31 protein-coding genes are annotated in these 23,605 nt (G+C 43.0%); 16 read left to right on the top strand and 15 right to left on the bottom strand.

The window, feature by feature from the left end; genetic code table 11:
- Nucleotide 1: 1 nt before the first annotated feature.
- From G5B11_RS13445 to G5B11_RS13400, 10 genes are all read left to right on the top strand, one after another.
- On the top strand, nt 2-1,813 hold the full coding sequence (locus G5B11_RS13445; RefSeq protein ID WP_005333473.1) for an AAA family ATPase: 1,812 nt from the start codon (nt 2-4) through the stop codon (nt 1,811-1,813).
- Nucleotides 1,814-1,822: 9 nt separating this feature from the next.
- A complete protein-coding gene (locus tag G5B11_RS13440) occupies nt 1,823-2,089 on the top strand; it encodes a helix-turn-helix domain-containing protein (RefSeq protein WP_173728592.1) in 267 nt (88 codons plus the stop codon).
- The gene (locus tag G5B11_RS13435; RefSeq protein ID WP_005333469.1) at nt 2,086-4,203 is read left to right on the top strand and encodes a vWA domain-containing protein; all 2,118 of its coding nucleotides are present in this window, start codon (nt 2,086-2,088) and stop codon (nt 4,201-4,203) included. The genes G5B11_RS13440 and G5B11_RS13435 overlap by 4 nt, the downstream gene beginning before the upstream one ends.
- Nucleotides 4,204-4,219: 16 nt before the next feature.
- On the top strand, nt 4,220-4,906 hold the full coding sequence (locus G5B11_RS13430; RefSeq protein ID WP_005333468.1) for a hypothetical protein: 687 nt from the start codon (nt 4,220-4,222) through the stop codon (nt 4,904-4,906).
- A 62-nt stretch (nt 4,907-4,968) separates the two neighbouring features.
- Nucleotides 4,969-5,487, top strand: a complete 519-nt coding sequence (locus G5B11_RS13425) for an AbrB/MazE/SpoVT family DNA-binding domain-containing protein (protein ID WP_173728590.1) — start codon at nt 4,969-4,971, stop codon at nt 5,485-5,487.
- Nucleotides 5,488-5,506: 19 nt separating this feature from the next.
- A complete protein-coding gene (locus G5B11_RS13420) occupies nt 5,507-5,755 on the top strand; it encodes a hypothetical protein (protein WP_005333464.1) in 249 nt (82 codons plus the stop codon).
- Nucleotides 5,756-5,760: 5 nt separating this feature from the next.
- Entirely contained in the window at nt 5,761-6,339 is a 579-nt protein-coding gene (locus G5B11_RS13415) for a hypothetical protein (protein WP_005333462.1), read from the top strand.
- Entirely contained in the window at nt 6,320-6,697 is a 378-nt protein-coding gene (locus G5B11_RS13410) for a hypothetical protein (protein ID WP_005333460.1), read from the top strand. Before G5B11_RS13415 ends, G5B11_RS13410 begins: the two co-directional genes overlap by 20 nt.
- The gene (locus G5B11_RS13405) at nt 6,697-7,305 is read left to right on the top strand and encodes a hypothetical protein (protein ID WP_005333458.1); all 609 of its coding nucleotides are present in this window, start codon (nt 6,697-6,699) and stop codon (nt 7,303-7,305) included. Before G5B11_RS13410 ends, G5B11_RS13405 begins: the two co-directional genes overlap by 1 nt.
- Before the next feature lie 55 nt (nt 7,306-7,360).
- Nucleotides 7,361-7,645, top strand: coding sequence for a hypothetical protein (locus G5B11_RS13400; RefSeq protein ID WP_005333456.1), 285 nt, complete (start codon nt 7,361-7,363; stop codon nt 7,643-7,645).
- Nucleotides 7,646-7,677: 32 nt separating this feature from the next.
- Here the strand turns inward: G5B11_RS13400 and G5B11_RS13395 are convergent, their stop codons facing one another.
- From G5B11_RS13395 to G5B11_RS13360, 8 genes are all read right to left on the bottom strand, one after another.
- Nucleotides 7,678-8,079 carry a winged helix-turn-helix domain-containing protein gene (locus tag G5B11_RS13395; RefSeq protein WP_005333454.1) on the bottom strand — a complete coding sequence of 134 codons (402 nt, stop codon included), beginning with the start codon at nt 8,077-8,079 and terminating at the stop codon, nt 7,678-7,680.
- Between the two features lie 62 nt (nt 8,080-8,141).
- A complete protein-coding gene (locus G5B11_RS13390; RefSeq protein ID WP_005333452.1) occupies nt 8,142-9,014 on the bottom strand; it encodes an ABC transporter ATP-binding protein in 873 nt (290 codons plus the stop codon).
- Between the two features lie 4 nt (nt 9,015-9,018).
- Complete coding sequence (locus G5B11_RS13385; RefSeq protein ID WP_022415113.1) at nt 9,019-9,675, bottom strand: hypothetical protein; 657 nt, start codon at nt 9,673-9,675, stop codon at nt 9,019-9,021.
- Nucleotides 9,672-10,736 carry an ABC transporter permease gene (locus G5B11_RS13380; protein ID WP_005333443.1) on the bottom strand — a complete coding sequence of 355 codons (1,065 nt, stop codon included), beginning with the start codon at nt 10,734-10,736 and terminating at the stop codon, nt 9,672-9,674. Before G5B11_RS13380 ends, G5B11_RS13385 begins: the two co-directional genes overlap by 4 nt.
- A gap of 70 nt (nt 10,737-10,806) precedes the next feature.
- On the bottom strand, nt 10,807-12,009 hold the full coding sequence (locus tag G5B11_RS13375; RefSeq protein WP_055155762.1) for a HAMP domain-containing sensor histidine kinase: 1,203 nt from the start codon (nt 12,007-12,009) through the stop codon (nt 10,807-10,809).
- On the bottom strand, nt 11,997-12,671 hold the full coding sequence (locus tag G5B11_RS13370; RefSeq protein ID WP_023921570.1) for a response regulator transcription factor: 675 nt from the start codon (nt 12,669-12,671) through the stop codon (nt 11,997-11,999). The genes G5B11_RS13375 and G5B11_RS13370 overlap by 13 nt, the downstream gene beginning before the upstream one ends.
- 94 nt (nt 12,672-12,765) lie before the next feature.
- On the bottom strand, nt 12,766-13,014 hold the full coding sequence (locus G5B11_RS13365; protein ID WP_005333437.1) for a winged helix-turn-helix domain-containing protein: 249 nt from the start codon (nt 13,012-13,014) through the stop codon (nt 12,766-12,768).
- 73 nt (nt 13,015-13,087) lie between these two features.
- On the bottom strand, nt 13,088-13,342 hold the full coding sequence (locus tag G5B11_RS13360) for a hypothetical protein (protein ID WP_005333435.1): 255 nt from the start codon (nt 13,340-13,342) through the stop codon (nt 13,088-13,090).
- A gap of 277 nt (nt 13,343-13,619) precedes the next feature.
- Here G5B11_RS13360 and ligA point away from each other — a divergent pair, with 277 nt between their 5' ends.
- The 4 genes from ligA (at nt 13,620) to G5B11_RS13340 (ending at nt 18,144) form a co-directional block, all read left to right on the top strand.
- Nucleotides 13,620-15,614 (top strand): NAD-dependent DNA ligase LigA, encoded by a 1,995-nt coding sequence (gene ligA / locus G5B11_RS13355; protein WP_040015507.1) that lies wholly within the window; start codon nt 13,620-13,622, stop codon nt 15,612-15,614.
- A gap of 77 nt (nt 15,615-15,691) precedes the next feature.
- Nucleotides 15,692-16,195 carry an NADAR family protein gene (locus G5B11_RS13350; protein WP_023921566.1) on the top strand — a complete coding sequence of 168 codons (504 nt, stop codon included), beginning with the start codon at nt 15,692-15,694 and terminating at the stop codon, nt 16,193-16,195.
- A 21-nt stretch (nt 16,196-16,216) separates the two neighbouring features.
- Nucleotides 16,217-16,690, top strand: coding sequence for an LPD11 domain-containing protein (locus G5B11_RS13345; protein ID WP_005333427.1), 474 nt, complete (start codon nt 16,217-16,219; stop codon nt 16,688-16,690).
- A gap of 89 nt (nt 16,691-16,779) precedes the next feature.
- Nucleotides 16,780-18,144 (top strand): ATP-binding protein, encoded by a 1,365-nt coding sequence (locus G5B11_RS13340; RefSeq protein ID WP_005333425.1) that lies wholly within the window; start codon nt 16,780-16,782, stop codon nt 18,142-18,144.
- A gap of 63 nt (nt 18,145-18,207) precedes the next feature.
- On the opposite strand, the gene G5B11_RS13335 is transcribed toward G5B11_RS13340, so the two are convergent.
- From G5B11_RS13335 to G5B11_RS13310, 6 genes are all read right to left on the bottom strand, one after another.
- Complete coding sequence (locus G5B11_RS13335; RefSeq protein WP_005333424.1) at nt 18,208-18,570, bottom strand: type II toxin-antitoxin system HicB family antitoxin; 363 nt, start codon at nt 18,568-18,570, stop codon at nt 18,208-18,210.
- Nucleotides 18,554-18,811, bottom strand: coding sequence for a type II toxin-antitoxin system HicA family toxin (locus G5B11_RS13330; RefSeq protein WP_005333422.1), 258 nt, complete (start codon nt 18,809-18,811; stop codon nt 18,554-18,556). The genes G5B11_RS13335 and G5B11_RS13330 overlap by 17 nt, the downstream gene beginning before the upstream one ends.
- 2 nt (nt 18,812-18,813) lie before the next feature.
- Nucleotides 18,814-19,170, bottom strand: a complete 357-nt coding sequence (locus G5B11_RS13325) for a hypothetical protein (RefSeq protein ID WP_005333420.1) — start codon at nt 19,168-19,170, stop codon at nt 18,814-18,816.
- Between the two features lie 9 nt (nt 19,171-19,179).
- A complete protein-coding gene (locus G5B11_RS13320; RefSeq protein WP_005333419.1) occupies nt 19,180-19,401 on the bottom strand; it encodes a DUF5348 domain-containing protein in 222 nt (73 codons plus the stop codon).
- 46 nt (nt 19,402-19,447) lie between these two features.
- Nucleotides 19,448-20,107, bottom strand: a complete 660-nt coding sequence (locus G5B11_RS13315) for a recombinase family protein (protein WP_040015506.1) — start codon at nt 20,105-20,107, stop codon at nt 19,448-19,450.
- A gap of 205 nt (nt 20,108-20,312) precedes the next feature.
- The gene (locus G5B11_RS13310; RefSeq protein ID WP_023921561.1) at nt 20,313-20,624 is read right to left on the bottom strand and encodes a winged helix-turn-helix domain-containing protein; all 312 of its coding nucleotides are present in this window, start codon (nt 20,622-20,624) and stop codon (nt 20,313-20,315) included.
- Between the two features lie 253 nt (nt 20,625-20,877).
- On the opposite strand from G5B11_RS13310, the gene G5B11_RS19615 reads away from it, so the two are divergent.
- Nucleotides 20,878-21,219 carry a winged helix-turn-helix domain-containing protein gene (locus tag G5B11_RS19615; protein ID WP_005333412.1) on the top strand — a complete coding sequence of 114 codons (342 nt, stop codon included), beginning with the start codon at nt 20,878-20,880 and terminating at the stop codon, nt 21,217-21,219.
- A gap of 153 nt (nt 21,220-21,372) precedes the next feature.
- On the opposite strand, the gene G5B11_RS13300 is transcribed toward G5B11_RS19615, so the two are convergent.
- Nucleotides 21,373-21,897: a PadR family transcriptional regulator gene (locus tag G5B11_RS13300; protein WP_005333410.1), complete on the bottom strand. Its 525-nt coding sequence runs from the start codon at nt 21,895-21,897 to the stop codon at nt 21,373-21,375.
- A 210-nt stretch (nt 21,898-22,107) separates the two neighbouring features.
- Here G5B11_RS13300 and G5B11_RS13295 point away from each other — a divergent pair, with 210 nt between their 5' ends.
- Nucleotides 22,108-23,463, top strand: a complete 1,356-nt coding sequence (locus tag G5B11_RS13295) for an MATE family efflux transporter (RefSeq protein WP_005333407.1) — start codon at nt 22,108-22,110, stop codon at nt 23,461-23,463.
- The last annotated feature ends 142 nt before the right edge of the window (nt 23,464-23,605 follow it).

Raw genomic sequence — 23,605 nt, 5'->3', positions numbered from 1 at the left:
CATGGCAAATAACATCGTAGCAACCTGGGGGTTCAAACGCAAACTCCCGGAACCATTTGAGGATTATACGGACCATGCAATCTTTGATGACATTGCATCCAAATACTGTACTCAGCCACGGAAAAAATCCACGCTTCATGCAGCTACCCTGCGGGCAGTCCTTGCTTATCTGGAGCTGGAAAACCCGGTTGGCAGTACCCCGCCGGAAAAGCTTGGGGCGGTCGGTACCCAATCCAACAATTTTGTTGTGGCGGAATATCCGAGCAAAACCGGTGATCTTCAGGTGGTTGTCTACAACCAGCTAAACGGAAAGTTTTACGGAGGCTGCTATACTCCTCCGCCGGATGTGGAAAGCACACCGGAAAAATACGAATTTAAAGACTCCAAACAGTCCGGTGCGGCTCTGCTGTTCGCACTGATGCCGGTTTTTCTGGCAGATGAAGAGTGTAATGAAAAGTATCAGGAATTAAAAGCGCACCGGGACAACGGTTATCCCGATCTGGACGCCGCTGCGGAAACAGCAGCCGTTCTCTGCGACAACATTTACCGGAGAACCCGCTATGCATCAGGTCTCCCGACCGGTGGTGTTAAGATTGACCTTCCGGCAAACGGCGTATTGTCGCTGATCAAACCGTTAAATATCCAGAAGGGGGTCTATGCACCAACCGAAGTGCTCCATGGAGACTTTCAGGTGTTACGTCCAGGAAGTGGATTTAAGAAAGCACAGGCAGCCATTTCCAGAGATGATTTTGTTGGGAAATTTATCCTGACCGCATCCCGAAGGCTGTCTCCGGAAGAGGAGGTATCTGTTCCGACATTGGCAGAGTGGTACATCATCCCTCCGGAAATCAAACGGATCTGCGAACACGCAAAACTGACAACGGATACCACACAGCCGATGCGGAATTTTCTTTTACGGGGACCGGCAGGTACCGGAAAGACCGAAGGAGCCAAAGCCATTGCTTCCGCACTTCACCTTCCTTACCGCTGCATTACCTGTTCCGCAAATACAGAGGTATTCGACCTTTTAGGTCAGATTCTTCCGGATGTGGACGGAAAACGCACCCGGCTTCAGCGGCAGTACCCGTCTTTTCAGGAAATCCAGTTAGATCCCTCCGGTGCCTATCAGAAGCTGACCGGAAACTATGATGAAGAAATTTCTGCCGAGGACACCTACCAGAAGCTGATCGATACGATTTTTGATGAAATGCACAGCTATTATAAGGAACACACCTCCGGACAGAACTTCCAGTATGTGGATACGCCTCTAGTCGAAGCCATCCGCTATGGGTATATTCTTGAGATACAGGAGCCTACGGTCATTGCTAATCCCGGTGTACTGGTTGGACTTAACTCCCTTTTAGACCGCTGTAACAGCGTATATCTTCCAAACGGAGAAACCATCCACCGTCATCCGGATACGACCATCGTAATCACCACAAACAATGACTATGCAGGCTGTAAACAGATGAACCAGTCTGTCATTTCCCGAATGAACCTTGTGATTGATCTGGATGAACCGGATGAGGATACACAGGTAGAACGTGCCATGGCTGTTACCGGATGCAAGGATGCAAAAACGGTACGTCTGATGACACGCATTGTCAAATCCATGGCTGTCTACTGCCGGGAAAATCTCATTACAGATGGCTGCTGTGGCATGAGGGAGCTGATTTCCTGGGTGCAGTCCTACATGGTCTGCGGGGATATCCGGGAAGCGGCCCGTTACACGGTGCTTGCCTCTGCCTCTGCCGATGCTGAGAACCGTACGGAAGTGGAAGAAAGCTGTCTGGATACTGTGCTTGCTGCGTAGGACACGCCTATGAGAAAAGCAGCACTCACAGAAGCCCAGATCCAAAAGCATCTGGCAGATAATCTGTCTTATCTCCGGCAAGCCAAAACACCGAAGTTATCACAAAAGGCAGTTGCCAGAATCTTAAATCTTCCCCCGAAAACCATTATGAATTATGAAAATGCAAACTCCTCCCCGATGGCTTATGCCGTCCTTCGCCTTGCTGTGTATTACGGCTGCACGATGGAGGAACTGCTGACAAAAAATCTAAGAAAAGAAAGGAAGAATATCACGTGAATCACAGCCAAAGAAATTTAAAGAAACTAATCCGGGCAAAAGAGGATTCCATTGCGGATGAGGAGTTATTCCTCTCCGCTGCCTATCAGAAGTACCAGACCTCCCTTGCCAGAGCCGTTACCGGACGTTACCGGTATGGACTGCAGGTACTGCTGGACTGGGACATTTCCGAACAGGCAGGCGTTGCATATACCGACAATTATAAGGTACATCTCAACGCAGCGAACCCGATCACCCAGTCTTTCCCCACCCGTTTCTTACGTTCCCAGAGCCTGACAGGGCTCACCGGGCATGAAGTGGGGCACTTACTCTATTCTGATTTCACAGCCCACGCTGTTCATCTGAGGAGTCTGGAAAACGGTTCCTTCTATCCGAAGGAGCCGGAGCTATCCCTTCCAGCTTATCAGACAGCACTGGAGGAGATCAAAGAAGTGTTAGAAGAAAAGGACAAAGCCGGATGCCTGACACTGGCACGATGCGCCGCAACTTTTCAAAACATTCTGGAAGACATCCATATTGAAGACCGTATGTGTGAGGAATTCCACGGCACCTTCCGACAGGGGATTGAACTCAATAACCTGCGTATGTCCGAACAGATTCCTTCCATACAGGAACAAATTGACAAAGAATACCAGCCATTTTCCATCATTGCCAACCTGATCCTTTCCTATTGCCGGACCGGAAACATCAACAATCCCACCGGCTATCAGGGGGATTATCTGGATACCATTTCCGATTGTACCGATCTTCTGGATACGGCAATGGAATCGGAAAAAGGCACTGACCGGATGCTGGTTTCCAATGCGCTCTTAGCCCTGACCTGGAACTATATCCAGCCGCTCATCGAAAAAACACGGGAGGAATTGGAAATGCATGGCGAGGATTCCGCTGCCGATGCTCTGGAAGATCTTCTAGGGGATGAAGTCAGCAGCGGCGCTCCTCTTCCGACCGGAAAAAGCGGTGCCATTCCAAAGAATATCAAACCAGCTTCCCCAAAAGGAAGCGGGAATGATGAGGGCAATGCTCCTTCCGGTCCACGTACCAAAGAGGATGCTATAGAGGAAGCCAAACAGGTGCTTTCGGAAGAAGGCGGGCGCATCGCTCTTACAAAGACCAATACCATTCTGGATGAAAACAACCCCGGCGTCACTTATGTCAGTCAGTATCAGGGCAGCGGCTATGAGCATGCTGCAGAGGATCTGTTCCGGATCTTGAACGATGTGGCTGCAGAAAAGGTGCAGGAAGACTGTCAGACGGAACTGACCGAGGAACTGCAGAAAACAGCCAATGATATTCATTACGGCAATGCCCATGCAGGCATCCATGTTACCATCCATCGCCTGACCAGTGTTTCCGATTACCTGAAGAATGAATACCAGACAGTTGCTCCCCCGCTCCTGCGGGCTTCCAAAAAGCTGCAAAGCACCATCCTGCCGCTTTTGAAAGAAGAACAGCAAGGCGGAAAGCAGAAGAATCTCCTGTTTGGAAAACGTCTGGACTCCCATGCTCTCTATAAGACAGACGGAACCATCTTTACCAGAACCAGACTTCCAGGAGAGGAAAAACGTCTGGCTGTTGCCCTCCTGATTGACGAGAGTGGTTCGATGGGTTGGGGTGACCGGATGACACATGCAAGAAAGACTGCCATTGTCCTTTATGATTTCTGTAAAAGCCTCGGTATCCCTATCACCATTTACGGGCATTCCACGGATGCAGGCGGCGTTGCTCTTTACTCCTATGCAGAATTTGATTCTGTGGACAATGAGGACTGTTACCGGCTGATGGATATGTGCGACCGCAACGGGAACCGGGACGGCGCAGCTCTCCGCTTCGTAGCAGAGCATTTGTGCACACGCCCGGAGCTTCAGAAGCTGCTGATCCTGATTTCTGACGGTCAGCCAGCCGATTACGGCTACAGCGGAACGGAAGCAGAGGCAGATCTGCGGGGCATCAAGAAAGAATACGAAAAACGGGATGTCATCCTGTTTGCGGCTGCCATTGGTGACGATAAGGAAAATATCCGCAGGATTTACAAGGACGGATTCCTGGATATCACGAAACTGGAAGAGCTTCCAAAGAATATGGCACAGCTTGTCAAACAGCATCTCAAATAAAGGAAGGTGAATACTCATGAATGAAACTTATCAAAACCGGATTACCGACCAGATCTGCAAGATCCAGAATGACCGGGCACTCATTGCCTTTTATGACCGGCTCCGCTACGCACCACTCGGCAACTATGCACAGCTACATGCCAAAGGGGAATATCAGGAAAACGGGCATAAAGTACATTCTTTAATCTGCATCACCATTCAGGATTATTCCAACGGTACCGGAGACCGGAATATCATCACCCGTTTCAACCTGGCACCGGAACAGATCCAGTTCCTCTTAACCCGGATCACTTCCGGTTTTCAGGAATTTGAATGGAGCCAGAGCAAGATCTACGGCAATCCCGATCAGAACGGTTATTCCACAGCCCAGATGTTTTATATCTCCAGACATCCCTATGATTCCAAAGGGCAGCCTATGAAAAGCCCATGGAAAATCCAGATTGTAAATGGGAAAGGCATCAAAGCACAGAATAAGAACGGTGGTTCCTACATGCAGCCACGCAGCTTCCAGTCCGAAAAGACGACAGCCATCCAGCTTACCGACATGGATCTGTTCACGCTTCTGAAGCGGACGGATTCCTATATTTCCAACTGGGAAACGGTGATTGCTGCATCACTGATCAATAACGGAAAACGGATGCTGGCAGACCAGCAGAACAGTCAAATGCAACAGACAGCACAGGCTCCGCCTTACGCTGCCTAAATTTTCAGAAGAGAAGCGGTACTTTACTGCTTCTCCTCTTTTTAAGAAAGGAGACTTTAGTTATGAATATTGCACTCATCCGGACCATGGACTCTCAGGGGCGTATCGTCATCCCTGCAGAAATCCGGAAACAAATGAAGCTCTCAGACGGAGATGCACTGGAACTGGAAAATGTGGGAATGGAGCTGCTTTTACGCAAATGCCCTACCCACTTAAACGGAAAAGAGGAAATGGCTTCCTATCTTTCCGTCCTCTACAGTGTCATCCACTGTGGTATCGCAATTTGCAGTGAGGCTCACATACTCGTATCTGCGGGCATCTATCTTCCGGAAGGCACTCCCGTTACAGAAGAACTCGCCGAATTGGTTGCGGACGGCCAGGAACTGATCTCTGCTGAGAACTACCCTGTCTACCCGGTATCCAACACCCGTCAACCGGTTTGTGCTTTTTTCCCGATTTTAAGGGAAGACAGAGAGCCGCTGGCACTTCTTCTCTGTTCCAGAACCGGACAGCATTTATCCGAGATGGAATTGGGATGCGCTAAACTGGTCGCTGCCGTAATTGCAAACAAAATTAAGTAAGGAAAGGAGCGTGAAATCAATGAAGAATACAAATATAACCTTACACACCACCCAAAAGAAAGAATATGTCCTCACCGGAATCCTGTCCCTGCCCCTCCATCTGGGAGAACGGGCGTGGATCTATAGTTATAACCAGACCTTTGCTACCAGTCCGGTGCAGAGTATTCTGGAAGTATCCGAAAACGGTGTGGTATTTGAGACCTGCAACAGTATTTACCGTCTCAGCTACACCCGTGTTCCGATGGAGCTGGAGGCGATGTGTGCTTGACAAGAATGGAAGAACTGGAGAGCTGCCTTTCGGGGCTCCTCTCCACCTTAAAGAAGAACCGGGAACATGTGCCTCTGGAAGTGCTGAAGACACAGTATAAGCAGCCGTATGAAGAACTGGTCAGAAACATCAACCTGACCGCTTCTGCCTATGCAAAATCTGTGCTGCTCCACCGGCTGGTCCTGAATCCGGATGCAGATGTGGAGGAACAATGTACCGTCATCAACCAGATGATACAAACTTCCGGGATGCTGAAGAAAATCAGCTCCTGCATGTCCAAAACCTATGATGTAGGACAGATATATCCTCTGATACTGGAACTACGCCATATGGTCGAACAGGCACTCTGGCCCTATGTGAATCAGGCAACTTGTCTGGTCGCAGATCTGGATGATATAGAAAAAGAACCGACAATTTACAATTTTTTGACACATGAAGTTTATGAAAATGATACCTGGATTCACCGAGAAATCGACCTGCGCTGGAAACTACTGGTACATCTTACTCCCGAACAAAGAGAATCCGTACCACCAGCCAATCATAGTATGAATGGAGGAATTTACCATGAAAGAACAACCATCTAATCCTTGCGAGAAAGTCTCATTTATTTTGACCTATGACCAGCTTGAAGCTGCTTATAACATCTACCGGGAACAATTTATTTCCTGCGACTTCATCCGCCGCTCCATGGAACGTCTGGAGGAAAGAATCGGACTCTGCAACCTTCCATATGAAACGCTGCGTGATGATCCAAGCCTTCTTCATGAAGCATACCTGCAGTTTCTCCGACTGGAAGACTGCAATGTGGCTTATAACGACACGCTGGAGCAGGTAATTGATGCAATCGAACAATGGCTTGCCTCTGGCACCTTATCCCCTGTAAACCTTACGGTTTCCAACCAGAATATGGGTGAAACTTTTGGAACGGAGGTGGATGTGTAATGGCAAATATCTGCTGTGATGATGTGATCTTTTATACAGAAGGAAATCCGGAAGGACTATATGACTTGTGGGAGGACCTGGAAACCTACATCATTCTGAACCAGAATCCTGATTTATGCTGGATTGGCAATTTATTTTCCCACAAGAAAATAGATTCCACCGGAATATCTCTTCGTGGAAATGTCAGCTACATGGAATGGAATGATACGTATATTCTACTTTCTTTAGAGACAGCATGGACTCCACTTTATGAAGCATATCAGGCGATAGCCGCTGCATATCATGTTCCCTTTGTGATGCAAAGCATAGAACCTGGAGAACGAATTTATTATAACACGGATGAAGCACACCTATTTTTCCCTGACCGATATTGTGTCCGCTTATATGAAGAAAGCCTATTGACTCCATGTGGCTTAATAATCGGAGAAAAGCTGGAAGACGGTGAACCATTTGAAACGGAAACAGACGTATTAGAACGATTCAGAGATTGCGGATATCCAGCAGCTACACTAAAAGAGTTGGAGCTCATGTTCGATGCGGATGAACTTATTATTTTTGAATTTACAAATCCATATTTGGATCTGGAGCAGAAAAATGCTTGTGCATGAAACTTCTCCCCTCCACACCAAAGACGATTATCATCAGATTTAAAGGAGGAACACCATGACTGATTTGGAACTGGATGTCTGGGATGCATGGCTCAGGGAACGTCAGGAACATCTGGAAGAAACCCTGTCCAATATCTCACCATCGGAAGAACCCTGCAGATATTACCTGCTAACCGGATATATTCAGGGAATGCTAGAAGCTCTTACCATGCTTACGACTGTTGAGGATGGGAAACGCTTCAAGATCAAACTGGAGCAATTTCGCCAGAATCTGCTCCTCTCTGGAGATTACGATGCTACCGGTAACTATAAACAGGCAGTGAAGAAAACTGCTGTTTAAATACTTCGAGCCGCCCAATCGGACGGCTCTTTTTATGCCCGAAAACGGTAGCCTACACCACGTATCGTTTCTATGTAGTGCGGTTCTTCCGGATTTTCTTCTATTTTCTTTCTCAGATTCTTGACTAACCCATAGACACGGTTATCCACTTCTGACTCCACATCCTCATAAATATGCTGGTAAATCTGTTCTTTTGTAAATACCCGATTGGGGGATAAGGCCAGATAAAAAAGCAGGTCATATTCATGTCTGGTAAGTTCCACAACCTTACCATCTTTGATTACGCTCCGCTGAAGCTGGTCTATTTCCAAACCTTGGAATGTCAACTTTTCAGAATTTGTAATCTCCATAACTTCTAACGTACTTTCGCAGGCTAGAACTGATTTAATTTTATTCAGGATTCCCTCTTCGGAATCAGAAATGGTAAGAATCATCACTTTCCCATAACATCACCTGCTTTTCTTAGCATTTAGCTTTCACTCCTCATTAACAATGTTTATCGATTGGTTACATAGATATATGCATCTTCCAAAGTTACGTCACAAGCTATACATCCACTTTCTGACGGCATATTCTCCCCTAACAGTCTTAATCTAATTCCTTCCTCCGTATACTGCTTACTGGAAATATGATATTTTCTTTCTAATTCTCTTGCAAGGCTTTCGTCCTCTGTACAGCATTCCCATACATGCCCTCTTGCCTTATTCAATAATTCCCTCATTGTTCCTGTATAAAGGAATCTACCTTTTTTCATAACCGCAAGCTGATTACAGGTTGCCATCAGATCCTCCACCACATGCGTTGAAAATAATACGGTGCGTTCTTCTGCAAAATCTACCAGTAAATTACGGATACGGATGCGTTCCTCCGGATCGAGCCCTGTTGTTGGTTCATCCACAATTAAAAAATCCGGCTCATGGAGTAATGCCTGCACTAATCCAACTCTTCGCTTCATTCCACCTGAAAGCTGCCGCATTTTCTTTTTCTGATGGTCTGCAAGACTGGTCTTCTCCAGATAGTAATCAATCCTTTTCTTGCTTTCTCTTTTCTCAATTCCAGCCAGATCTCCCATATACTCCAGACATTCTCGAACAGTCAAAGACGGATACAGATCAATTTCCTGTGGCAGATACCCAATCTTTTTCTGTATCTTTTCGTAATTTGCTTCGCAATATAGCGTACCATCTAACAGAACTTTTCCACTTGTGGGTGCAAGCACCGTTGTAAGCACCCGCATCAACGTTGTTTTTCCTGCACCATTTTCACCTAACAGACCAAATATCCCATGTGGGATTTCCAGATCCACATGATCTACCGCTGTCACTCCATTTTTAAATGTTACTGTTAAATCGTCTATTCTTATACTCATAATCTTACCCTCTCTTCTTTAATATCTTAGGAACAAATGCAAGCATCATCCCCGCAAATACCACGCACAGCACCTTCCCGCCAAGCCATCTCCACTCTGTCAGCTTACCGAAATCACAAGTTCCGTAGGAAAATGGTCCCCAGTTTTTCAAAAACTGAGTTGCCTTTCCGGAAATAGAGAAAAACCAGAAAAGCAGCACGACACCCATACCAATCCATCTGTTTCGAACCAGATTGCTGACAGTTACGGAAAGCACACTCCAAAACAAAACAGTTCCGGGAATCGCAATACAATAAATTCCAAACAAGGCACCGCCATCTAATTCTTCTGTCAGATTCACCGGTTTCTGCCAATAAAAGAGTCCATATGCCAACAAACTGATTCCAATCAGATAAGCTACCTGCACAAATAGTCTTTTATAAACTACCCCTGCCTGCTTTTTTAGATTATAAAGGCAGAATACTTCCGAGCGTTTGCTCTGCACTTCCACCAGATAAGTATCTGCACAGAAAACGACTGCCAGAAGCGAAACAGCTCTTTCTACTGCCTGCCCGATTTCATTCGCATATACAACAGGCTGGATTGCACTCAATATCACAACAAAAGCGATTGAATATGCAATTTTATAATATGGCATACATATTTTTACTTCTTTCTTCAATATACTCTCCTCCTTTTCCACATCCACACCGCTATAAACATGAGCAGTATGGATGCTGCCACAAGAAGCAGTTGATTGAGATATACCTGATGTGGCAATTCCGTTTCAAAAAAATTCCCCGGAAATCGAACCATAATAGAGAATGGTCTTGCATGACACTGTCCTTTGCTATCCCATGTCAGCATATTAGAATAAATGATATAAAGAACCAGCGCCGGAACCGCTGGAAGCGGATTCTTAAACAGCAGCGCTGTAACCGCATACACACAGCAGATCATCAGGATGTTCGGCAGGACATACAGGATCGAATTCTGAACAAAATCCAGTATGTTCATAGCAAATCCTGATTTTACTGCCGTGGCGTAACACAAAATGATAAATACGATATTCATAATGACCAGTGCCGCCGTCATAATGAGAAATCCACTGCTTATTTTCCCGGCAATATATTGAAAAGCCGTCATCGGTTTGGTGTGCAGCAATTCATAAGTATTTTTCCTCATATCCTGGAAAAATAAAAACGCCAGCAGAACCGTTGCAAAGAATGCCATATGCAGGCTTGCAAAATCTGTAAATTTTCTTCCGAAATAATAGGAGAATGGATGTTTCTCAAGATTTTCTCTGATATACCGGTTGACTTCCTCCGGGCTTCCCTGATACCATGAAACGTCCTCATACACATAATTGGCACCATTAAAGTGGTATTCCGTTTTCAGATACTGACACGCCTCCGTAATCTTCATCTGTTTCATCTCAGATATCACTGCCTCCGCCTCTACTTCCGACATGCCAAACCCATTCTCTGTGTCCTGAAGTATCTTTACAATCTCTTTCTCCCACAGTTCTCTCTCCTTATCCGGTGTTGCCGGAATACATCCCTCCATAACATCCCCATCGGAGGCCATTTTTACCTTCCTGAAGGTTTCATCCGACTTCACGTAATGAATGGACAGATAGGGTGCAAGTGTCTGGTACATACTGATTAAAACAACAATCAAACCGATCCAGAATATCGGATTTTTAAGATAATTTTTCAGATTCCTTTTTATGATTGCTTTCATAAGTCATCCCGCCTTTCTTTTTTCTACAAACAGCATAGCCTACAAATCACAACAAAAAAACAACAGCCATTTATTTCTGCTGTTGTTCTTCTAATACATAATTTTTAAACACTGCCTCAACTTCCGCACCGCCATCTGCTACATTTTTTATCAGCAGTTTCCCACCATGCCGTTCGCAGTAGATACGGCTGATATACATACCCATTCCAAAATGCTTTAAGTCATCCTGTGGATTCTCATGATAAAACGCCTGTGTCACCCTGTCGATATTTTCCTGAAATCCAATTCCGTCATCCCTGATACTCATTTTCAGATATTGGGGTGTCACTGTCAGCTTCAGCCTAACTTCCTGATTGGCATAGCGGAATGCGTTAGCCAACAGATTATCCGCTACTTCCATGATGATTTCCTCATCCGCAGTCAGTATTTCAGATTCTCTCACTGTCGTCACTGTAAAATTCTTTTCTGATTTTTCCACCACGACTTCTGCCAGAGCTTCTATCTGGTTTATCAACTGCCGGATATCTACCACGGAACAGTTTAATTCCCGTTCTTCCAATTTCGTCATCTTCCTCATACTATCAATAAAATGGTTCATCCGTTCAATCTGAAGCATACCGCCCCTTAACATCTCCATCATTTTCTCTTGATCAAGCATATCTTCCGGAACAAATTCCAAAAGCATTTCCTGATATCCCCGCATGATTGCAAGCGGCGAGCGGATATCATGGGCAATCGCTGCACGCAGTACCCGCTCATCTTCGATCATCTGCCAAAGTCTACGGTTATTTTCTTCCAACTGCCCACGCATCCTTTCAAATTCCCTGCACAGCATCCCCATCTCGTCCTCGTTCTCATAAGCCATATGAAAATCCAGATCTTCCTCCGCAATCATCTGTGATGCCATCTTCAGTTCCTGAATCGGTCTCTTTAATTTATTTTTGTAAAACAGGCTGACCGCAATTCCACATCCGGCAAAAGAAAAAAGCAATACTCCGTACGTCTGAAGGAAATCACAGGTTTCTGAAATATGCCAGTCCATTCTGCTCATTTTACTCTGATTCGGTCTCGGTACCACTACCTCAAAATTTTCATTGCGGTCATTCATTGCCTGATAATACTCGTCCTGATCCACGTACTTCCACCAGACCTCCTCCTGTATCTGCCCGGCAATCTCAATAATTGACACAGAAAGAAAAAAAGTGACAATCAAGCTGAGTATCGTATATAAAACCATTGTCTTTTTCAAGGATAAATTTCTTATCTTTTCCATCGATACCCCATCCCCCATACTGTCTCAATGTATTCTGTCTGCGTATATTCCGCCAGTTTCTTTCTCACTCTCCGGATCAGTTCCGTAACAACACGGCTGTCACCTTCCGCATCATAACCACACACCTTTTCGTATATCCGCTCCCTGTCAAAAACCTGTCCTGGATTCATGGACAAAAACTCAATGATTGCATATTCCAGCTTCGTAAGCTCCAAATCATTTTCACCGATCTGAACCCTCTTTGCTCCATAATCAATACTGAGGTCTCCGTGGAATCTGTATTCAGACTTCCCTTTATGACGCTCCTCACGCTTCAAATGTGCAATAATACGAGCATCCAGTTCTTTCAGACTAAACGGCTTCAGTATATAGTCATCCCCACCGGATAAAAGCCCGTTTACCCTGTCCTGCTCCTCCACTTTTGCCGTCAGGAAGATAATGGGACAAGTTACTTTGCCCCGGATACGTCTGCATACTTCTAATCCGTCTATTTTAGGCATATTGATGTCCAGCAAGATAATATCCGGTTTCTTATGGATTTTTTCCAAAGCATCTGTGCCATCTTCTGCCATCATTACATCATATCGTTTGATTTCAAAATAGTTCTTTAACATCTTTAATAATTCGATGTCATCATCCACGATCAAAATTCTATATGCCACTTTTATCACCTCGTTTTATCAGTATACAACGAAAAAAACAATAAATAAACAACAAGAGAAACACTTCGAGCCGCCCATTGCCGGACGGCTCCTTTTATGCCCGAAAGCGATAACCAACACCACGTATCGTTTCTATGTAGTGCGGTGTTTCCGGATTTTCTTCTATTTTCTTTCTCAAGTTCTTAATCAGACCGTAAATTCGGTTATTCACTTCTGACTCCGCTTCCTCATAGATATGCTGATAGATCTGTTCTTTCGTGAATACCCGATTAGGAGATAAAGCAACCACAGCGATTTGCTTCAAAAGTCTCTTTCGCCTGGTATACCGTTTATAACTTCTCATGTTTATCACCTTCAATCTGCTTTCAAATTTAATAATCTATATTTTATGACAATTCAGCATATAGAAAAGTTAGTTATTCGTGAAAATTATTTTTAAATTTAGAACTTGCATAACCACTACGATGTAAAAACAGTTTAGAGGCATTTATGACAGAGATTGATTTTATCTGGTTTTCGACTTTCTCCACGAAAGTGGCAAAAAATACCTGGCTACGAATTCCTTCGCTTAGGGCAAATCTGAAATCCTGAACGCTTTTATTCCTGTAGCCGACAAATTTGTCATCAACATAAGGCAAAAGCTTCATTGAGGAATCTATTTCATTTGACATATACTACATCTAGTGTTATACTGTTCTTATATCAATTATTTGTGTCAATCCGGAAAGGATTTATCACACGCAGTTTAGGTTTGAAACGTAGTCAGGAGTTTTCCTATGCCCAACAAGCAGCAGGGACTTCTGGCTTTTTTTATTTTGCAGGAAACTACATCTATTTTGAGAATGAACATAAGCGTCATTCTCTTTTTTTATGCCTGAACGCAGGGAAAGGAGGATTACGGAAACAAATGATTCCGGAACTGGCACGCCACAAAAGAAAGGAGACTCTATGTCAGTCAAAAGAATTAAGAATCTTGTAAAACAACTCAATGAATACCGTCATGCCTACTACAATCAGGATGCCCCTCTGGTATCTGATGCCGAGTATGACCGACTCTTTGACGAACTGAAGGAACTGGAGGAACAGACTGGTTTCATCCTGTCAAATTCTCCGACACAGACGGTTGGATATTATCCGGTCAGTGAACTTGCCAAAGTCACCCATCCGATTCCACTGCTCTCGCTTGAGAAAACAAAACTGATTTCAGAGCTTTTAGATTTCATGAAAGGACAGGAAGTTCTCTTTATGCTGAAACTGGACGGTTTGACTACCAAACTCATTTACGAAGATGGCAGACTGATTCAGGCTTCTACCCGTGGAGATGGTGAAGTGGGGGAAGATATTACACACAATATCCCGGCATTTTTAAATGTACCGCTTACCATTCCACACAAAGAACGTCTGGTCATTACCGGTGAGTCTTTTATACCAACCAATGATTTTGAACGTCTGAAAGATACTCTGCGTGATGGAAATGGAAAACCTTATAAAAACGGACGTAATTTTGCTTCCGGATCAGTACGAAGTCTTGATCCGAAGAACTGTATCGGACGTTGTGTTCGCTTTCTTCCGTTCAATGTATTAGAAGGAATGGAGGATGTTCCCTTCCCGGACAGCAGAGCCTGCAAATTAGAAGGTTTAACACACCTGGGCTTTGGTTACTGCCCGTTTTTCTCAATTTCAGGAACCGGACTTTCAAAAGAATATGCGGAGAAATTCATTCAGGAATTGGTATCCACAGCAGCAAATTTACATCTTCCTATCGATGGCATTGTCATGATTTTTGACAGTCTCAGCTACTCCAAAAGCTGCGGAAAAACCGGACACCACTATAAGGACGGCCTCGCCTATAAGTTTGAGGATGATACCTACGAAACTTTCTTGCGTGAAATTGAATGGACACCGACCAGATTCGGAGAGATTGCTCCGGTCGGCATCTTCGATACCGTGGAGATTGACGGCTGTGATGTTTCCAGAGCTTCCCTTCATAATCTGACCTTTATCAAAAATCTGGAGCTTGTACCCGGATGCCGGATTCTTGTTTCCAAACGAAACATGATCATCCCACATATAGAGGATAATCTGGATCGTGGAAGGTATACCGACATCACGCCTCCGGTCTGCCCTTGCTGTGGTTCCAAAACCAGAACCTACAGCCGTAAGACCAGCGACGGTCGCACCGTAGAAACTCTGCATTGTGATAATCCGCAGTGCGACAGCCAGATCACAAGAAGGTTTGTCCATTTTGCCAGCAAGAAGGCAATGAACATCGAAGGACTGTCAGAAGCCACTTTAGAAAAATTCCTGAATCTGGGCTATCTGCACTCTTTTCAGGACATCTATCATCTGGAGGAACACCGGGAAGATATTGTGGCACTGGACGGATATGGTGAGAAATCTTTCGACCGCTTGTGGGAATCCATCAACGCCAGCCGGAGGACCAGCTTTGTCCGCTATCTGGTTTCCATGGATATTCCTATGATCGGCAGAACCAAAAGCCGGATTCTGGACACCGTATTTTCCGGAAATTTAACTGCATTTGAACAGGCGGCTGTCGGAGATTACGACTTCACTCAGTTAGAGGATTTTGGCGAAATCTTAAATCACAACATCCATTCCTGGTTTGCAGATGAAGCAAATCTTGATTTATGGAAAAACTTACAGAACGAATTCACATTTGAACAAAGAAAGGAAGAGACCATTATGACAAAAGAAAACAAATTTACAGGATGTACCATCGTAGCAACAGGGAAACTGGAGCATTTTACCAGAGACGGTATCAACGATAAGATTCTGGAGCTTGGTGCCAAACCTGGCAGCTCTGTAACAAAGAAAACCGATTACCTGATCTGCGGGGAAAAAGCCGGCAGCAAACTGGCAAAAGCCCAGAGCCTTGGTATTCCAATTCTTACAGAAGCTGAATTTTTGGAGATGATTGCATAACCATCTCTGCAATAGATGAGAATTATTTTGAGGTGTGGCTGAAAGGCCGCACCTCTTTTACAAAGGAGGAATTTATAATGAATCAAACAAATACAAGCAAGCGCATACCTACACAGATCAATGAATTTCGGGGAGATTATGCTTTTCTAAGCAATTTCTATCCGGCACCGGTCTCTTACATGGGACAAACCTATGCAAATAATGAAGCTGCTTTTCAAGCGCAGAAAACACTCTCTGCGAGAGAGCAACGCAAATTCTGTATTTTTCGGATGCATAATCCTTCTGATGCAAAGAAACTCGGCAGAGATCTTACATTACGCCCGGACTGGGAAAAAGTGAAAGTCCGGCTCATGTATGAAATCTGCATGTGCAAATTCATGCAGAACCCGGAACTCCGGGATAAACTTCTTGCAACCGGAGAGTCCACACTTATTGAAGGAAACAACTGGGGTGACTATTTCTGGGGCAAAGTCAATAACTGCGGAGAAAACCAGTTAGGAATCATCCTGATGGATGTACGTGCGAAGCTGCAGTGGAATGCAGAAACAGCGCCCAATAATATACCTCAATGTCTGCAATAAAGGAAAGGATGGTCTAATAGAATGAATGAAAATGCAAAAACAAAATTAGTGCTTGAGTATACTGGCATGGATGATTTTTCCTGTCCGGTATATAAGGACCAATTCGGAAAGTTGTGGAAGGATATTGACCTTGGCAAAGAGCCTGAACCGAATCTTTATTCTTTATCTTTTAACCATATTGATGGAGAACCTTCCCATCCCATACAGCAGGAGTACACATTTCATCCGGCTCCGTATCAAAGAAGTTCCTATGAATTCGAGTACCGGATGTTAAGTAAATTACAGTCTGACTGTGAATACTATCTGGGCTACGGAAATCGCAGTCCGTCTATCCTATGCAATCATAGCGTTCAAAACCATATTGCCCGTATGAAAGAATTATGGAATGGTTTTCCCACAGATCAGAAACCGGAATGGCTGACCTGGGAACAGCTTCTTCAGTACGAAAAAGTAATGACAGAAACCGGAATACCCGTGAAGAACTGCTCAGACTAGACAATTCATCATTTATCAGAAATTACCCTCTATATTATCCATTCATATTTTGATATAATAGGAACAGTTGAAAGAAAGGAGCATTTCCCATGTATCTGAAAAGAAAAGTTTACGATCAGCTTCTGGATTGGAAAAACGATACCGTCCACAGCACCTTGGAAGTGAATGGTGCCAGACAGGTCGGAAAAACATATATTATCAATAAATTTGCGGATGAGAACTTCAGGCACAAGATCTACATTAACCTGTTTGATTTGTCCGGCAAACAATTTATGGAATGTTACAAAAAAGCCACAGACTGGACTCCCGGTACAAAACGACCGGAGCAGCCGCTTCACGATGCTTTTAAACTCTTCGATCCGGATTTTGAAGATACCAACGATACAGTCATCATTATTGATGAAATTCAGGAATCCTCAGAGATATTCAACCGTATCCGAGAATTTACCCGCTATTTTCAAGCGCATTTCATTGTAACTGGAAGTTATCTGGGACGTGTACTGGAACCGGAATTCAAATTCTCCAGTGGAGATATTACCAGTATCCGTATTTATACCCTTTCCTTTAAAGAGTTTTTGGAAGCATTGGATGACCAGCTTTTTCAGAAGTATCTATCACTTCCACTGGATCATGCAGATGACACCGTACCGGAACTATATGACGAATTAAAGAATGTTTACGACATCTATAGACAGATTGGCGGCTATCCAAAGGTTGTGGAAACATACCTTAACACAAAAGACGTGGAAGCAGCTCAAAAAGAGCTTGTTAGAATCATCCGCATTTTCTTAAACGAATCTATGCGGTACTTTGATGACATCACAGATATTAGTGTTTTTACCAACATCTTTTTAAGCATCTGCCGTATTCTGCTTCGTGAAAAGAAAGGATTAGATGAGGACAGTATAAGTGAAGAACTGCAAAAGCTCGTTACAAAGAATTACTCCAGTAATCTTTCTAAAGCAACCTGCTATCGTGCTATCAACTGGCTTTACCATTCTGGAATCATCGGTTTCTGTGGCAAAATCACAGAACTGGACATCTTGAATTTCAAACCGGGAAGCCGCTGCTTCTTCATGGATCTTGGAGTTGCATATTATTATCTCTCCAGAACTGGTGCTACTGTATCAACTATGGATGGCTCATTGAACGAAAACTATGTTTACATTAACTTGTCCAAACGCCAGGAATTCCCGGAAGAAATTATCTTTGAGACACCGGCTTTTGCTACTTATAAAGGTGGTGAAATTGATTTTGTAGCTCAGACATTGAAAACTCACATCCGCTATCTGATTGAAGTTAAAGCCGGTAAGGGAACTGCATCTACTGCCTTGAAGGCATTGGAACAGGGGAAGGCCAATAAACTACTATATCTGAAAGGTGATACCAAAGGCGGAACCGTTGGAAACGTACAAACACTTCCTATCTATCTGCTAGAACAATATCATTTTTAATCAAAGAAAGAATACTTCGAGCCGCCCATCCGGACGGCTCTTTTCATCTATATTCTTGTATATTTATTTTACTAACAGCGCATCATTCTTTGAAAGAAGATATATACAGTATTGATTCATACTGATGCCTTCTTTTTTTGAGTGTTCCGCCAGATCCCGGTGTAAGCTGCGTGGCATCCTTATTTTAAACTGTCCCGAATACTCTTCCAGGCTTCCCGGTTCGTGAATCTCAATCCCTTCTTCCAGTGCAGCTTCTAACCATGCTTTTTTTGCATCCGCTGCATTTTCAACTGCCCTTTCTATCGTCTCTCCACAGGTGATGCATCCCGGCAGTTCCGGATAAGAAACCACAAATCCACCTTCATCCTTATCTTCCACAATTTCCATGCGATAGGACATTGCCAAATAATCATTCAGTGTCTTCATCGTTTTTCGCCTCACTTTCTACAATCTGCTTTACCATTTCAACATAAATTTTCTTGATTGGTTCGTGTTTCGGTATTGTTATCGGCTGGCATCCCGCTTTACGGAATGTATAATGGCTGCTCCCACTTCTCGGAGCATTTATCTCATATCCATAACTTTCTAATACTTTTCTTAGTTCATCAAAACGAAGGTCTTTCGATAATGAGCAAATTCTTGTCAATAGTTTATCCCATTTCGACATCTTTAATGCCTCCTATCTATAGTATATGTGGTGTCATATGTGGTGTCAATCTGTTTTTCATCTTTCTTGGTCAAATAAGGCTGCAGCTCTTTCTTAGCAGCCGTCACAAATTCTTCTTTTCTCGAACTTACCATATAAATCTTCCAGAGCATCAGATTCAGCTTTTCCGCATCCACTGCTTTGCATTTCTTTTTAATCATGCGGATAAACGGATAGATTACCGTATCCGATAACTTGTTCCCAGCAATCAACATCGTTCCATCCGTTCCATATACCTCATACAGACATTCCAAAATACTCCCCAAATCTGTCACCAATCGGAATGCCGGCTTTTCATATTTCTTTTTAGCTTCCATCATATGCTCCTCCTACATTCGAACCGTCAGTCCACTGAGACTCGTCTTAGGAAGCCCTACCAGATACCAGTCTTCATCCATTTCAATCCGAACCGGAATCCATGCATCCTTTACCTTCACATCAAAACATTCTCCGCAATGAAGACCTCCATAATAAGATTCAATCCCAAACCGGATATCAAATCTTCCCATTGATGGATCATAAATTAAAGTACCTATTCTCTTTTCACTCATATTTCTTTCCTCCTGAAATTCTTTGGTCTATATAAGTAATAGGACTTTAATTTGCAGAATTTGAAAGTTCCGGGTATTTTTCATAAAAAGTTTTTCGATAGCGATAAAAAGTTGAGTGCGTCATTCCCAAATTTTTACGAAGCTGTGTAGGTGTCGTTTCTCCAGAAACTACGCTTTGAAAGTTCTCATCAAAAGTTTCCTGCTTCATCACACTTGGTCTTCCATAATCATCCCATTCGCCCCGCAATTTCTTCGCTTCTATCCCTTCCCGCTGTCGCTTCTCCTTTTTCTCCAGCTCTGCCTGCGCCATAGAAGCATAAAGCTCCAGCATCATGTTATTGATTGTTTCCAGCATCATCCTTGCCATCGCATTATCCATCACAGATAAATCCATAAGCGTAGTCGGCAGTTCCAGAACCATAAGCCGCACTCCCATGTTCTTAATCCGCTGGATCTGTTGCATGGTGTCATACTTGTTTCTTCCCAGTCTGTCCAATTCTGTAACAATCAAAATATCTCCCGGCCGCAGGACATCCTCCACTAAAACGGTATATCTCGGACGATTAAAATTCTTCCCTGTCTCCTGATCCGTAAAAATATTCGTAAGTGCCATCTCATGCTCGTTACAGTACCGCTCAATTTCCTGTATGCCACGGTCAAGATGCTGCTCCTTTGTACTGGTACGGTGATATCCATATATCTGCATCCACATTTCTCCTTTCCATGTCCCAAAATATCCACACTTTTATTGGTATATTTCAAAACTGTGTGTGTAACCTTTTTGAAATATAATCCCTCTTTCCGGAACGTACTTCTAAAATGTATACATTTTGGGATATGTTTCTTTTCTATTTCTGTACGTACCAGAGCCGAAAAGTGCAACAAATATGACAAAAAACTCCCAGAGGATGTTACTCCCCTGAGAGTGGTTGAAACTTATAGCCCACACCTCGGACGGTGCGGATGTAATTCCAGTTCCGTGAATCTACTTTTAACTTTTTACGAAGCTGGCTAATGCAGCACATAACCGCATTAGCACAGTCAATCGGTTCTTCCTTCCAGACATTACGATAAATCTCCTCGTGAGAGAATACCCAGCCAGGATGTTCTGTTAGATATTTTAGTACCGTAAATTCTTTCAGACTCAATTCAATCTTTTGATCATTCATAAAAACAGTATGACAGCGAATATCTATCTGTAGGTTTTTGTCTTTGTAATGCAATTTACTTTCCTCCTAATCTGTTTCACCTTATCACAGCTAATCTAAAATGCTATTATTAGACTGCCAAAACTCAAATTCAAAACCAGAGCAATGCTTTACCTGCAAATAGTCTGGTAATAGACCAGTAGAATCGCAATAGCTGCAAGAGCCAGAAACGGCAAACACATAATTACCGGGGCAGAGTGAAGTGATAAATAAGAACCACTGATTTTTTAGCATTTCAGCCGGATATACAAGCCATCCCCATAGATTGGTGACCGTTACTGTTAAAATTACAGCACTGCCTATATATGTGGCAGCTCCTTTCCGGGTAAAGTTAAAGTCGCAGACCTTTACGACCTACGGCTTAATAGTACGAAAAGACATTAACTTTTCTGTAAAAGAATTTGATGTACTTTATATGCTATATTCTAATCCAGGGATGGCTTTTACTAAACAACAGATTTATGAAGCAGTTTGGCATGAAAAAGCAAATGGTTATTTCCACGCCGTGGAAAACACTATTTTTCAAATACGCAAGAAGATAAAAAAGTATTCCAGCGACAAGAATTACATAAAAACAGTAGTTGGATATGGGTATAAATTTGAAGTTTAATCTGCAGGATATAAGGAGCACCGGGTTTGAGGGAGATTCCCCACTAAGAAAATTTCTATGTTCTGGCTACAAAGCCGGAACATAGGTCGGCATCCATCCCTGTTTCTTCCCAATCCTGCAGACCTAATAAGAAATCAGCTAGTGACTTCTTCATCAAAAGTCTTTTTTTAGAGAAATAATCCATTTTTCAATAGCATCCGCCAAAACTATCTGCTGTTGCAATACTGCCATACCAGTCTTAGGGATTTCCGGATCATTCTCTTTCTCTCGAAGATTTTCCTCCAGATAAGTTTTTAATATTTCAATATTTTCCTCAATACTGGCAATACATGATTGTTGACTTTCAGGCGGTAACTTATCCAAATTTACAATTACTGCATTAAAATCTAAAAAAAAGTGAATGGGTTTAGAGGCTGTTTCCATCATAAGCTTTACAAATTCTTTTTCGCCTTCATCTGTTAATGAATAAACTGCTTTTTCAGGCATCTTACCTTCTTTCACAATTTCTCCTTTAATGAAGCCTTTTTCCTCCAACTGAATTGCTTTTTTGTAAATGGATGGTGTACTGATTTTTACCCATTTTGATATATTACGATATTCCACTAATTTTTGAATATCATAGGCTCCCATCGGTTCCTTTTTCAATATTCCTAACACAATTAAATCTATTGTAGCCATAGTTCACCCACTTTCTATATCCACGAAAGCTATAAAATACTTACGGTTATATATACTGTAATTTATAGTATTTGATTTTATACCTCTTGTCAAGGAAATTGCAGGATACACGCTTGACAACTACTATAAATTATAGTAGTATTCTCTCACGTAGTATACTATAATTTATACTACTATAATTTATATTCTTAATTGAAAGGAGTATTTGAAATGAACAAGAATAACAACAAAATGGATTTATTAGGAAATGCACCTGTTCCCCAAGCACTAATGGCTCTTGGTATACCGATAATGATTGGTATGCTTATTAACGCTCTCTACAATTTGGTGGATGCTTATTTCATAGGAGGACTTGGCGAGAGTCAAATGGGTGCAATTTCCATTGCGTTTCCTTTAGGACAAGTAGTTGTTGGTTTAGGTCTGATGTTTGGCAATGGTGCCGCCTCCTACTTATCAAGACTTTTAGGGCGAGGAGATAGGGAAGCTGCAAGTAAAGTCGCCAGTACTGCATTATACAGCAGTGTTTGTATTGGCGCAGTTATTATTATCGGAACTGCAATTTTTTTGAAACCTATTTTAACCATGTTAGGTGCAACAGACACGATTATGCCATACGCCCTTTCTTATGGAAGAATCTATGTTATTTCATGTATTTTCAATGTATTTAATGTAACGATGAACAATATCGTTGCAAGTGAAGGCGCCGCAAAAACAACTATGTGTGCATTATTATTAGGAGCTGTATTGAATATTGGTTTAGATCCTATTTTCATCTATACTCTCGACATGGGGGTTGCTGGTGCGGCAATCGCTACAGCAATTTCTCAAATGGCTTCTACTCTTGTATATTTAATTTATGCATTACAGAAAAAAAGCGCTTTTACATTTTCCATTAAGGAATTTTGTCCTTCTAAGCAGATCATAACTGAAATTCTGAAAATCGGTATACCCACATTGACTTTCCAGCTTCTTACAAGCCTTTCTATCGCATTCATAAACCGGGAAGCTAATATCTATGGAGATGCTGTTATCGCCGGAATGGGCGCTGTTACAAGAATCACTTCAATGGGAACTCTGGTTGTGTTCGGCTTCTTAAAAGGTTTCCAACCAATTGCCGGCTTTAGCTATGGTGCCAAAAAGTTTGATCGGCTCAGGGAAGCAATTAAAACTTCTATCTTATGGTCAACAATATTTTGTGTAGTTGTGGGATTGACAATAGCCCTATTTTCCACACAGATTATTTCGCAATTTACAGAAGGCAATACAGAGATGATTTCTGTAGGTCAAAAATCGCTAATGGCAAATGGATTTTCCTTCTTCGTATTTGGATTTTACACAGTGTATTCTTCTCTGTTTCTTGCACTTGGAAAAGGCACCGCCGGATTCGTTCTTGGGGCTTGCCGACAAGGTATTTGCTTTGTTCCGATCATTCTGTTGCTCCCATCATTCTGGGGCATAAATGGAATACTATATGCACAACCGATTGCCGATGTAATTTCTGCTATTGTTACTGTGTTTATGGCTCTACATCTTCATAAAGAACTGGCAACAACAAAAGAGCATTAAAGCATCAGGCAACATAATAGATCAACACCGTCTGCCGCTTCGAACTGAGGCAATATCACCCTTCAAAAAACAATCACTCCCAGAGGAGAGTGTGTGAAACTTTTTCTGTAAATAGCTAATAACAGCAAGGTCTTCTATGGTA

The sequence above is a fragment of the Blautia glucerasea genome, from assembly GCF_013304385.1.
GTDB lineage: Bacteria > Bacillota > Clostridia > Lachnospirales > Lachnospiraceae > Blautia_A > Blautia_A ammoniilytica.
Note: the sequence above shows the minus strand (reverse complement) of the source record. Positions and strands in the feature narration are given on the sequence as shown.